Consider the following 11,678-nt stretch of genomic DNA (forward strand, 5'->3'; position numbering starts at 1 on the left):
ACGCCATGAGTCCAACGAATGTTCGGCACGACTAGTATGCGGAAACATCATGGACTTCACCGACGTGTCACTCACCGCGCTGCGCGTCCTCCGCGCCGTGGCGGAGCAGGGGACCTTCACCGCGGCCGCCGCCTCGCTGGGCTACACGCAGTCGGCGGTGTCCCGGCAGATCGCCACGATCGAGCGGGCCGCGGGCGCGGAGCTGTTGGAACGGCGCCGCGAGGGGGCACGGCTCACCGCGGCCGGCCGCGTCGTCATGCGCCGTGCGACGGTCGTGCTCGACGAGATCGACGCGACCGCCCGGGAGCTGTCCGGTCTTCCCGGGCAGGCCGGGACGGTCCGCCTGGGCTGGTTCCCCAGCGCCGGCGCCGCGCTGATCCCCCGAGCCCTGTCCGCACTCCGCCGGACCGACCCCGGCCTCCAGGTCGTGGGCCGGGAGGGCAGCACCCCGGCCCTCGTGCGGGCGCTGCGGGCCGGCAGCATCGACCTGGCCCTGCTCGCGTCGGGACCGCCGTTCCGGCCGCCGGACAGCGAGTCCCCCGCGCTGGTGCTGCGTACCCTCACGGAGCGTGCGCTCTGCCTGGCGGTGCCCGCCACGCACCCGCTGGCCCGCGCCGACTTCATCGACGTGGCCGATCTGCGCGGGCAGCGCTGGATCGCGGGCTCCCTCTCGGGCGAGGAGATGGGCGTGTGGCCGGGCCTCGACGAGCGGGCCGAGATCGCCCACACCGCCCGCGACTGGCTCGCCAGGCTGCACCTCGTCGCCGCCGGCTGCGGACTGACCACGGTGCCCGCCGCCCTCGTGTCCGCCGCGCCACCCGGTGTCCGTGTCCTCCCCGTCCGCGGCGGCCCCCAGGAACAGCGGCGCCTGCTCCTGGCCCGCCTGCCGCGGCCCCCGGCCGAACCGGTCACCCGCGTGGCAGCCGCTCTGCGCGCGGCAGCCCTCGACGCCGACGGGCCCGCCGCTTCCCCGCCGACCTCGTGACAACGGCCGCGCTCAGCAAGTACCGGGCGCCCAAAGCCGGTTCACATGGGTGCACGAGTTGCGTGGCCGGAGCGTTCGGAGAGGATGGATCGGGGGGCATTCCGGCGCCGCACACGGGCCACGTCCGCCTGTGGTGTGCGGTGATCTCCAGGGTCCGTCGGCCCGTGACATCGGAGTAGACATGGCTGAGCTTCCTCCTCCCCTCACGCCCTTCCTCGAACCGGCCGCGAAGGAGCTGGCCGAAGCGACCGATCCGCACCCGCGCATCTACGAGGTCGAACCGGAGAAGGGCCGCGAGATCCTGCTCGGCCTGCAGAGCGACACGAGCGTGCCGCGGCCGGACGTCGACGAGGAGTGGGTGGACGTCGACGCGGGGGAGTGGGGCACCGTCCGCACCCGCATCATCAAGCCGAAGGGCGCCACCGGCCCGCTGCCGGTCGTGTTCTACATCCACGGGGCCGGCTGGGTCTTCGGCGACGACAGGACCCACGACCGGCTCTTCCGCGAACTGGCCGTCGGCGCCGGGGCCGCAGGCGTGTTCCCGGTGTACGACCGTGCCCCGGAGGCCACGTACCCGACGCAGGTCGAGCAGAACTACGCGGTGGGCCAGTGGGTCCTGCAGCACGGTGCGGAGCACGGACTCGACACCTCCAGGATCGCCGTCACCGGTGAGTCGGTGGGCGGCTGCATGTCCACGGTGTTCGCGCTCATGAACAAGGAGCGCGGCGGGATCGACCTCAAGGCCCAGGTGCTCCTGTACCCGGTGACCGACGCCGACTTCGACACCCCCTCCTACCAGCAGTTCGCCGAAGGCTATTACCTGACGCGGGACGGCATGATCTGGTTCTGGGACCAGTACGCGGACCCGGAGCAGCGCAAGGAGCCGCACGCCGCTCCGCTCCAGGCGAGCCTCGAGGAGCTCAAGGGCCTGCCCACGACCCTCGTCATCACCGACGAGGCGGACGTGCTGCGCGACGAGGGCGAGCAGTACGCCAACAGACTCCGCGAGGCCGGGGTGGACGTCACCGCGGTCCGCGTGGCGGGCATGGTCCACGACTTCCTGCTCCTGGACAGCCTGCGCGACACCCGTGCCGCGAACGTCGCCCGCAAGCTCGCCGTCGACGCCTTGAAGAAGGCCCTCCACGACAGCTGAGCGCACGGCCGGTGACCCGCGGCGGCACGAACACCGCTGCGGGTCACCGTGTTTCAGGTGCGGAGGTGGCCCCGCACGTCGCCCGCCAAGTGGATACGCACCCGTCGCTCCACGAACCGCCACCGCCCGTCACGGCGCTCGAAGCGGTCGCTGTAGCGGCCCGCGGCCACGGGCTGCAGCGGCAGATCCGGCAGCGCCTGGAAGACGGTGACGTAGGAGCCCGCGGTGGCGGTTCCCGTCTCCTCGTCCACCTCGACGGCGATGTTGCTCGTCGCGTGGTGGGTCCGCGGTGTGCCGTCCTCGTAGAGGATCACGCTCTCGCGGAGCATGCTCTCGATGGCCCGACGCCCCTCGGCGGGCGGACCGCTCCCGATGAACACGGCGTCCGCCATCAACTCCCCGACACCCGCGAAGTCCCCGGTGTCGACCAGCTCCGCATACTTGGCGATCAGATTCGTCACGGCGGTGACATCCGCAAGTGCGCTCATGATGCGCGAGAGTAGGCGATCATGCGTGACACGCACCGGCCGGGGCTCACCGGGCGGCCGGCGGTCAGGGACCGGAGCCGATGCGCCCCGTATAGGCCTGGCCTATGCGGGGCATCGGTTTTTGGTCGTGGACCTCCTCCTCCGGGACCCGCTTCACTGACTCCGTTCGTACGACGACCGGCCGGGACCCGGTCCCGTACGGGGCCTGGAGCCGGTACCCGGCGCGCGACGAGCGACGTCTCCGTGCGGAGTTCACGGGCAGGCCCCTGCCCGTGCCTGGATGGAGGTTGCAATGACGCATGCCCCGGACGAAGCCGCAGGCGGCACCGCGGTGGTGAGAAGCAGGCCGTGGTACCGGCAGTTGTACGTGCAGGTGCTGGCCGCCATCGTCATCGGGGTGGTCCTCGGATGGCGCCTGCCGGACCTGGCCACGGCGATGGAACCGATCGGCACGACGTTCATCACCGCGATGAAGATGCTGATCGGTCCGATCGTGTTCCTCACGATCATCGGCGGCATCTCCGGGGTCGCCGACCTGAAGAAGGTGGGCCGCACCGGGCTCAAGGCGCTGACCTACTTCCAGGTCGGCACCATCGCCGCGCTGGTGACGGGCCTGATAGCGATCAACCTCGTACGGCTGGGCGAGGGCGTGCACGCCGACCCGTCGGCCCTGGAGGTGTCGGGCGACGCGGGCCAGTACATCGAGACGGGCGAGCACCAGCACTGGTGGGAGTTCCTGACCGGTGTCGTGCCCGACAGCTTCTTCGGCGCGTTCGTCGAGGGCGACATCCTCCAGGTGATCTTCCTCGCGGTGATCTTCGGGATCGCCCTGAAGTCGGTCGGCACGGTCGGCGAACCCGTCATCGCGGGCGTCCACCGCCTGACCCAGGTGGTGTTCAAGGTCCTGTCGTTCGTGATGAAGGCGGCCCCGCTCGGTGCCTTCGGCGCGATGTCGTACGCCATCGGGAAGTTCGGCCTGTCGACACTGACCAGCCTCGGGTCACTGATCCTGCTCTTCTACGTCACCTCGGTCCTGTTCGTCGTCGTGGTGCTCGGCACCGTCCTCGCGGTCTACGTGCGGCTGAACATCTTCCAGCTCTTCCGGTACTTCAAGGAGGAGTTCTTCCTGGTCCTCGGCACCTCCACCGCCGAACCGGCCCTGCCCGGCCTGATGCGCAAACTGCACTTCATGGGCGCCGAGAAGTCCACGGTCGGCCTCGTGGTGCCGACGGGCTACAGCTTCAACCTCGACGGCGCGGCGATCTACCTGTCGCTGGCCACGCTCTACATCGCGCAGGCCACCGACACCGCACTCTCCGTCGGACAGCAACTCGGCCTGCTCGCCGTGATGCTGCTGACCTCCAAGGGCGCGGCGGGAGTGGCCGGAGGCGGCTTCATCGCACTGACCGCGACGCTGTCGACGGTCGGCCACGTGCCCGCGGCCGGAATCATGCTCATCTTCGGCATCGACAAGTTCATGTCGGAGTGCCGGGCCCTGGTGAACTTCTACGGCAACGCGGTGGCCACCCTGTTCGTCGCCCGCTGGGAGCGGGGCCTCGACCTGGACCGCGCCCGCGCGGTGCTGTCCGGACAGATCCGCGAGGACGCTCCCGCCCGCGACGAACGCGCCGACGCCCCGCCGGAACCGGCCCCCGTCCCTCCCCAACCCACGGCCGCACCGGGCGAATCCGCCCCGGTGCCGGGAGTCGAACCCGCGGCCCAGGCAGGCGATCAGGCCGTTTCGGCCAACCGATAGGGTCCGCCTATTGCCCGGTCGGTGGCAGAGGGAGGACCCGTGGACGCACGACAGCTCGAATACTTCCTCGCCATCGTGGAGCACGGCGGCTTCAGCAAGGCCGCCGCCGCGCTCCACGTGGCGCAGCCGTCGCTGTCGCAGGCGATGGCCAACCTGGAAGCCGACCTGGGCGTCTGCCTCTTCCACCGCATGGGCCGCGGCGTCGTGCTCAGCGAAGCCGGCGCGGAACTCCTCGAACCCAGCCGCCGCGTGCTGCGCGACCTGACCGCCGTACGCGACCGGGCCGCCGCCCTGTCGGGCCTGAACGGCGGAACCGTCGAGGTGGCGGCCATGCCCTCGCCCGGCATCGAACCGCTCACCACCCTGACCCACCGCTTCACCGAACTGCACCCGTCGGTCACCGTGAGCAGCCGCGCCGCCTTCACCCCCGAGGAGACCATCGCGCTGGTCCGCAGCGGCGCCTGCGAACTCGGTCTGCTGGGTACGGCCGCCCCCGCGGCCCTCTCCGGGCTCGACGTGCTGCCCATGGAGCAACAGCCGTTCGTCGTCGTGGCCGCCCCCGAGGGGGACATCACGGACGGCGCCACGCTGCGGCCGCAGGACCTCGGCGGGCAGAAGCTGATCGCGTCGCGGGGCGGCACCCTGATGCGCACGATCGTCGACGACATCACGGCGCGGACCGACGGCACCGACATCGTCGCGATCGTCGACCACCGGGCCTCCATCCTCCCGTTGGTCCTGACCGGCGTCGGCATCGCGGTCCTGCCCGCCTCCTGGACCCGCCTCGCCCGCCGCTGCGGTGCGGCCGTCGCCGCCATCGAACCCACCGCACACCTGCACGTCGCCATGATCAGCCTGCCCGCCCACCTCACCCCCGGCGCCCGGGCCTTCCTCGACCTGGCCGGTGTCTACGCCCGGCACAAGAGCTCCCGGGCCGCGTAGCCGGGCGCGGCGCCGCGCCCGGCGAACTCATCGGCCAGGCCTATGGGTTGTATCGGAAGCACGTCTTGGACGGCGCACGGGACGACTGGGTTCACTCGGACCATCGATCCACTCGCCCGACCCCGGCTCCGCCCGACAGGCGGATCCGCACGACCGGAGGCCTCCGTGACCGCTCCCCGTACCTTCCGTATCGCTGCCATCCCCGCCGACGGCGTCGGGAGGGAGGTCGTCGCCGCGGGCCGGGCCGTACTCGACGCGCTGGCCGCGGACTCCTACGGCGCTTTCGCCTTCGACTGGCAGGAGTTCCCCTGGGGCTGCGACCACTACGAGCGCACCGGGAAGATGATGGACGACGACGGCCTCGACCGGCTGGGGGACTTCGACGCGATCTACTTCGGAGCGGTCGGCTGGCCCACGGTCCCCGACCACATCAGCCTGTGGGGCCTGCGCCTGAAGATCTGCCAGAGCTTCGACCAGTGGGCCAACGTCCGCCCCGTGCACTTCCTGCCCGGCGTCACCAGCCCGCTGCGGGGGGCCGACGACACCGAGCTCGACTGGGTCGTCGTCCGCGAGAACAGCGAGGGCGAGTACGCGGGCCTGGGCGGACGCAACCTGGCGGGGCGCGGCCCAGGAGGCGAAGTCGCCCTCCAGTCCGCGCTGTTCACCGAGGTCGGCTGCGAGCGCATCATGCGGTACGCCTTCGACCTGGCCCGCACCCGCGACCGCCGCAAGGTCTCGTCCGTGACGAAGAGCAACGCGCAGCAGTACGGCATGGTGCTCTGGGACGACGTCTTCAAGCGCGTCGCCGCCGACTACCCGGACGTGGAGACGGAGAGCGTCCTCGTCGACGCCATGGCCGCCAAGTTCGTGCTGCGCCCCGAGGACCTGTCCGTCGTGGTCGCCTCGAACCTCAACGCCGACATCCTCTCCGACCTCGGCAGCGCCCTCGCCGGCAGCCTGGGCCTGGCCGCCAGCGCCAACCTCAACCCCGAGCGGCGCTTCCCCAGCATGTTCGAACCCGTCCACGGATCCGCCCCGGACATCGCCGGGCAGGGTCTCGCCAACCCCATCGGTGCCGTCGGCAGCGCGGCACTGATGCTGGACCACTTCGGGCTGCCCGACCAGGCGGCCCGGCTGCGTACGGCGATCGAGGCGACCACCGGGGCCGGTGTGCTCAGCCGCGACCTCGGCGGCACCGCATCGACCGAGGACATCACGAAGGCACTGATCGACGCCCTCGGCGCCTGAGCCCGCCCGCCGCCGCGCACCCTTGACGTCCCGGTCCGTCGAACGTCGCGCCGACGGACCGTGACAGGCCCCCCGAGACGGGCGGCCGCATCGTGCCGGGTCCCGAGCCTTCACCGCTCGGGGCCCGGCACGTACGGACGCGGTGTCAGGGGCGGCCGACGACCGGCGTGGTGGCCCGGGGCCTGAGGGCCTCGTCGATGTTCTCCTTGCGCCAGCGGCGCAACAGGTCGTGGAAGGCGACGGCGCCGTGCGGGTAGGCGGTGGGACCGTTCGGCCGGCCGCGGCCCTCCCGGTTGTAGTAGCCGGGGGTGCACTCGGCGTGGAACCACTCGTGGTCGGGCGCTCCCTGCGCGCACACGCGGATCCAGGCGTCCTCGGCCTCGGGGGTGGGCTCCACGACGGCGTCCCGCTCCTGCGCGGCGGCGACCAGCGCGGCGGCGTGGACGGCCTGCTCGTCCAGGATGTTCGTGAAGTTCACGCTGCTGGCGTTCTGCATCGAGCCCATCTGGATCAGGTTCGGGAAGCCGTTGCTGGTGAATCCGTGCAGACTGCGCGGGCCGCGCTGCGCCCGCGCCGCCAGGAGCTGGACGCCGTCCCGCCCGGACACGGGCAGCTTTCCCGAGGTGACGCCGGAGACGCCCACGGAGAACCCGGTGGCGAACACCAGGCAGTCGACCTCGTACTCCACCCCGCCCACGACGACGCCGCGTTCGGTCATCCGCTCGATGCCATGGCTGTCGGCGGTGTCCACGAGGGTGACGTCGGCCCGGTTGAACGCGGGCAGATATGTGTCGGAGAACGTGGGGCGCTTGCACGCGTACCGGTACCAGGGCTGGAGGGCCGCGGCGGTGACGGGGTCGGTGACCTCTGCGGTGACGCGCGCACGGATGCCGTTCATCGCGGCGTGGTCGGCGGCCTCGTAGGCGGCCTCGAAGTCCGGCTCGCCGTCGCGCCGGAAGCTGGGCAGGAGCTTCTCCAGCAGAGCGGCCGACTCCGTCCAGCGATCGGCGACCAGGTCCGGTCCGGCGTCCTCGCCCGAGACGATCCGCAGGAAGTTCTCGCGGCGCGCCGTCGCCCAGCCCGGCCGTTCCGCGCCCACCTCCTGCGGCGACATGCGCCGCTGTCCGCGCACGTCCACCGAGGAAGGGGTGCGCTGGAAGACGTAGAGGTGGCCGGCGTCCTCGGCGAGCAGCGGGATGACCTGCACGCCCGTGGCGCCGGTGCCGACGACGCCGACCCGCTTGCCCGCCAGGCCCGTCATGCCGCCCTCGGGACTGCCGCCGGTGTACGCGTAGTCCCAGCGGGAGGTGTGGAAGGTGTGGCCCCGATAGGTCTCGATACCGGGTATGCCGGGGAGTTTGGGCTCCGAGAGCGTGCCGGTGGCGGTGATGACGTAGGTGGCACGGAACGCGTCGCCCCGGTCGGTCGTGACACACCACTGCTGCGTGGACTCGTCCCAGGTCAGGGAGGTCACGGCGGTGGAGAACAGGGCATCCTCGTACAGGTCGAACTGCTCGGCCGTGCGCACCGCGTGACGGCGGATCTCCTCGCCCGGCGCGTACTTCCACTCGGGCACGTAGCCGGTCTCGTCGAGGAGCGGCAGATAGACGTGCGACTCGATGTCGCAGTGGATGCCCGGGTAGCGGTTCCAGTACCAGGTGCCGCCGAAGTCGCCGCCCTTCTCGACGACGCGTATGTTCGCCACGCCCTGCTGGCGCAGCCGCGCCCCCGCCAGGATCCCGCCGAACCCGCCCCCGACGATCGCGACGTCCACCACGTCGCGCACCGGCTCGCGGTCGGCCGGCTCGCCGGCGTACGGGTCGGCGGCGAAGTAGCCGAACTCCGCGGACGTGGACCGGTATTGGCCCGGGCCCTCGGGGCGTACCCGGCGCTCGCGCTCGCGGCGGTAGCGCTCGCGCAAGTCGGCGGTCTCCTGAGGGGTGGGAGGGGTGTCGCACTGCGGCAGCGGCATGTGACGGGTTCCTCTCGTGGGGGGAGGTGCGCGGGGCGCCGCGCGGAATGCGGTGGGTGCCCTCGTGGGCATCCCGCACGGCCACCGGTACCGTATCCCAGGAACCGGACAGTGTTGTCCGGTTGGGTCCCGGCCGTGCCCCCGCGCCCCGCGGGCACCCCGACACGAAAGGTTCTCGATGCCGAACATCACCCCCGCCTCCCCGCTGCGCGACTGGCTGGCGCACCCCGCCGCCGGACAGGTCCTGCGCGGCCTGCTGGCGTCCCAGGGACAGAGCGAACAGGCTCTCGCCCCGGCTCTGGGCCTGCCGTTGGAGCAGCTCGTGAAGATGGCCGGTGACAAGTTCCCGCCCGAGCTCGTGGACGCCCTGGTCACCGCCGTCGAGACCGGCCGGGTCCCCGAGGGGCTGCCCGCCGCCCCGGCCGAGGCCGCCGCGGCCGAGGAGCCCGACTCGGGCATCGAGATCGGCACCCCCGAGCCGTGGACCGAGCAGGTCACACCCGGCCGCTTCGCGCACCAGACCGTGGTCGTCACCGGCGCCGCCTCCGGCATCGGCAGGGCCGTCGCCTCCCGGATCGTGCGCGAGGGCGGCCGCGTCGTCGCCGTCGACGTCGCGGCCGACGGACTCGCCGCCCTGGCCGCCGACCTCGGCGAGGCCGTCGTGCCCGTCACCGCGGACATCACCGCGCCCGCCTCTGCCGACGCCGTGCTCGCGGCCGCGGCCGGCCGTGTGGACGCCCTGGCCAACGTCGCGGGCGTGATGGACGACGACGCCGCCGTGCACGAGGTCGACGACTCGATCTGGGAGCGTGTCATGCGCATCAACGTCGACGGCCCGATGCGCCTGATGCGCGCCGTCGTGCCCGGGATGCTCGCCGCGGGCGGCGGCCGGATCGTCAACATCGTCTCCGAGGCGGCCCTGCGCGGCTCGGCCGCCGGTGCCGCCTACACGACCTCGAAGCACGCCCTGGTCGGCCTGACCAAGTCGTCGGCCTACCAGTACGCGGGCACCGGTGTGCAGGTCAATGCCGTCGCCCCGGGCGCGGTCGCCACCGGCATCCAGCTGGCCGGCGCCGCCGTCTACGGCTCGGCCCGCACCGCGACGATGCGCGTGGCGATCCCGGGTCTTGCCATGGCCGAGGAACTGGCCGCCTCGATCACGTTCCTGCTCAGCAAGGACGCGGTGAACATCAACGGCGCGATCCTGCCCTCCGACGGCGGCTGGTCGGCGGCCTGACCGCTGCCCGCATGAGGGCTTCGCCGTCAACTGCCCCAGCGGACAGGGACTGTTCGTCGGCCCGCGCAGAACAGCCGCCGCACGCCTCCCGCACGTCACGACGTCCGGGCCGCCCGGACGACAGGAAGGAGCACACCACCGCATGACCACACACCGCGCGCCCCGCGCCCTCGTCGGCCTGGCCGCCGCCGGCCTCCTGGCCCTGACCGGTTGCGGAACCGAGGCCGCCACGACCGGCGGCCCGGGCTCCGCGCCGCCCGGCGAGGGCAGGACCATCAGGGCCACCCAGTTCGCGCACGTGACCGACGCGCACGAGACCACCGGCAGAACCCTGTTGGAGGGACCGGTCCTGGTCGGGCACGGCGACCTGTACGTCGTGGACGTCACCGCGCCCCCGGGCGAGCCCAAGGTCCTCTCCGTCGACACCACCACCGGGAAACACCGGGGCGTGTACACCGACAGCACCGGCGCCTACACCTCCGCGCAGCTCAGCCCGCACGACGGCCGTCTGTACCTGAGCGACTACACAGGGAACGTCGTCAGCGTCGCGCGCGACGGTTCGGACCCGCGCACGTTCTTCTCCGGTGCGGTCGACGGCTCCGCCATGAACCCGGACGACATCGCCTTCGACGACGAGGGCAACCTGTACGTCAGCGACCTGCACGGCATGAAACCGGGCAAGGCCGAGGGCCGCATCGTGCGCATCGACCGCGACGGGACCCGCGCCACCGTCCTGGCCGACGGTCTCGCGCACCCCAACGGGATCATGTTCGACCCCGAGCGGCGCGGACTGTGGATCAGCGAACTCGCCGAGAACACCGTGTCCTACCTGCTGCTCGACGCCGAAAGGACCACGGTGACCTCGCAGCACGAGGCCCTTCACGTCGACGGCGGCGTGGCCCAGACCGACTCCATCGCCGTGGACGCCGACGGCAACCTCTATCAGGCGCTGCACGGCCGCCCCGCCATGGCGGTCTACGACAAGTACGGAGCACGTCTCGCCACGGTCGAGATCCCGGCCAAGGACGCCGACGGTCTGGAGTCGGCGACCAACATCGCCATCACCCCAGGCGGCACGAAGGCGTACATGACCGTCAGTGGCCCCGACGGCGGCTACGTCTACACGTTCAGCGCGCTCGCCGAGGGCATCCGTCAGTCCAACGGCGGCTGACGCTCATGCGTCGACGACCGTCTCGACGGGCCGGAGCGGCCCCACCTCGATGCCGAGCAGGCGCCAGGCCGCGAGGGCGAGGCGCTCCCGGTCCGCGGGAGTGGGGCCGGCGACGGCACCGGAGACCATCGCGACGGCGAGCATCAGGTCGTCGGCGGACAGCCGGTGGCCGGCCGGCAGGCACCGGTCCAGGACATCACGGACCCGCCCCGACAGGGCGCGCGCCTGCTGGTCGTCGCCGCGCACGCGCAGCAGGTCGACGAACGCCGTCGACCGGGTCAGGTGCCAGGTGACGACACCCAGGACGCTCTCCAGACTCACGCCCGGTTCGGCGGCGGCCACCTCGATCTGCCGGACGTTCTCGTCCAGGACCGCGGAGGCCAGCGCGATCCGGTCGGCGAAGTGCCGGTAGAGACTGCCCTGTCCCACCCCGGCGCGGCGCGCGACGGCGGACAGCGGTGCGTTCAGGCCCTGTTCCGCGAAGACCTCGCGGGCGGCGGAGATCAGCGCCGCCCGGTTGCGGGCGGCGACCCGCCGTCCTTGGTTGGCCGGGCGGGCCTGCTCGGCCGCGCCGTCGGCCCCGGGCTGCGCTCGGCCGCCCCGCGCGGCGGCCGAGCCCCGGGCTTCCGGCCGCGGGTCCTGGGGCCCGGTGGGGTTGGTCATCTCGGCAGCGTAGTACGACCGTGCAGGCCACCGGCCCGGCAGCGCGCCGCCCACCCGGTGCCG

At 72.3% G+C, this 11,678-nt stretch carries 10 protein-coding genes; 7 read left to right on the forward strand and 3 right to left on the reverse strand.

The window, feature by feature from the left end; genetic code table 11:
- Nucleotides 1-49: 49 nt before the first annotated feature.
- Nucleotides 50-985, forward strand: a complete 936-nt coding sequence (locus tag ACQUQD_RS39040; RefSeq protein WP_428956968.1) for a LysR family transcriptional regulator — start codon at nucleotides 50-52, stop codon at nucleotides 983-985.
- Between the two features lie 181 nt (nucleotides 986-1,166).
- A complete protein-coding gene (locus ACQUQD_RS39045) occupies nucleotides 1,167-2,138 on the forward strand; it encodes an alpha/beta hydrolase (RefSeq protein WP_428956969.1) in 972 nt (323 codons plus the stop codon).
- 53 nt (nucleotides 2,139-2,191) lie between these two features.
- Here ACQUQD_RS39045 and ACQUQD_RS39050 read toward each other — a convergent pair whose 3' ends face one another.
- Complete coding sequence (locus tag ACQUQD_RS39050; protein WP_428956970.1) at nucleotides 2,192-2,626, reverse strand: nuclear transport factor 2 family protein; 435 nt, start codon at nucleotides 2,624-2,626, stop codon at nucleotides 2,192-2,194.
- A 292-nt stretch (nucleotides 2,627-2,918) separates the two neighbouring features.
- Between ACQUQD_RS39050 and dctA the strand changes: the two genes are divergently transcribed.
- From dctA to ACQUQD_RS39065, 3 genes are all read left to right on the forward strand, one after another.
- On the forward strand, nucleotides 2,919-4,382 hold the full coding sequence (dctA, locus tag ACQUQD_RS39055) for a C4-dicarboxylate transporter DctA (protein ID WP_428956971.1): 1,464 nt from the start codon (nucleotides 2,919-2,921) through the stop codon (nucleotides 4,380-4,382).
- Between the two features lie 39 nt (nucleotides 4,383-4,421).
- On the forward strand, nucleotides 4,422-5,324 hold the full coding sequence (locus ACQUQD_RS39060) for a LysR family transcriptional regulator (protein WP_428956972.1): 903 nt from the start codon (nucleotides 4,422-4,424) through the stop codon (nucleotides 5,322-5,324).
- Between the two features lie 165 nt (nucleotides 5,325-5,489).
- Nucleotides 5,490-6,572, forward strand: coding sequence for a tartrate dehydrogenase (locus tag ACQUQD_RS39065; protein ID WP_428956973.1), 1,083 nt, complete (start codon nucleotides 5,490-5,492; stop codon nucleotides 6,570-6,572).
- A 145-nt stretch (nucleotides 6,573-6,717) separates the two neighbouring features.
- Here the strand turns inward: ACQUQD_RS39065 and ACQUQD_RS39070 are convergent, their stop codons facing one another.
- Entirely contained in the window at nucleotides 6,718-8,544 is a 1,827-nt protein-coding gene (locus ACQUQD_RS39070) for a flavin-containing monooxygenase (RefSeq protein WP_428956974.1), read from the reverse strand.
- 178 nt (nucleotides 8,545-8,722) lie between these two features.
- Between ACQUQD_RS39070 and ACQUQD_RS39075 the strand changes: the two genes are divergently transcribed.
- Together ACQUQD_RS39075 and ACQUQD_RS39080 are read left to right on the forward strand one after the other, a co-directional pair.
- On the forward strand, nucleotides 8,723-9,781 hold the full coding sequence (locus tag ACQUQD_RS39075) for an SDR family NAD(P)-dependent oxidoreductase (protein WP_428956975.1): 1,059 nt from the start codon (nucleotides 8,723-8,725) through the stop codon (nucleotides 9,779-9,781).
- A gap of 142 nt (nucleotides 9,782-9,923) precedes the next feature.
- The gene (locus ACQUQD_RS39080; RefSeq protein WP_428956976.1) at nucleotides 9,924-10,952 is read left to right on the forward strand and encodes an SMP-30/gluconolactonase/LRE family protein; all 1,029 of its coding nucleotides are present in this window, start codon (nucleotides 9,924-9,926) and stop codon (nucleotides 10,950-10,952) included.
- Nucleotides 10,953-10,955: 3 nt separating this feature from the next.
- On the opposite strand, the gene ACQUQD_RS39085 is transcribed toward ACQUQD_RS39080, so the two are convergent.
- Nucleotides 10,956-11,615: a TetR/AcrR family transcriptional regulator gene (locus ACQUQD_RS39085; protein ID WP_428956977.1), complete on the reverse strand. Its 660-nt coding sequence runs from the start codon at nucleotides 11,613-11,615 to the stop codon at nucleotides 10,956-10,958.
- Between the last annotated feature and the right edge of the window lie 63 nt (nucleotides 11,616-11,678).

The organism is Streptomyces sp. cg35 (assembly GCF_050410835.1).
In the GTDB taxonomy this organism is placed as follows: domain Bacteria; phylum Actinomycetota; class Actinomycetes; order Streptomycetales; family Streptomycetaceae; genus Streptomyces.

Coding starts and splice junctions, on each gene's coding strand:
- ACQUQD_RS39075 (WP_428956975.1), top strand. CDS start 8,723: ATGCCGAACATCACCCCCGCCTCCCCGCTGCGCGACTGGCTGGCGCAC.
- ACQUQD_RS39045 (WP_428956969.1), top strand. CDS start 1,167: ATGGCTGAGCTTCCTCCTCCCCTCACGCCCTTCCTCGAACCGGCCGCG.
- dctA (WP_428956971.1), top strand. CDS start 2,919: ATGACGCATGCCCCGGACGAAGCCGCAGGCGGCACCGCGGTGGTGAGA.
- ACQUQD_RS39070 (WP_428956974.1), bottom strand. CDS start 8,544: ATGCCGCTGCCGCAGTGCGACACCCCTCCCACCCCTCAGGAGACCGCC.
- ACQUQD_RS39040 (WP_428956968.1), top strand. CDS start 50: ATGGACTTCACCGACGTGTCACTCACCGCGCTGCGCGTCCTCCGCGCC.
- ACQUQD_RS39080 (WP_428956976.1), top strand. CDS start 9,924: ATGACCACACACCGCGCGCCCCGCGCCCTCGTCGGCCTGGCCGCCGCC.
- ACQUQD_RS39050 (WP_428956970.1), bottom strand. CDS start 2,626: ATGAGCGCACTTGCGGATGTCACCGCCGTGACGAATCTGATCGCCAAG.
- ACQUQD_RS39085 (WP_428956977.1), bottom strand. CDS start 11,615: ATGACCAACCCCACCGGGCCCCAGGACCCGCGGCCGGAAGCCCGGGGC.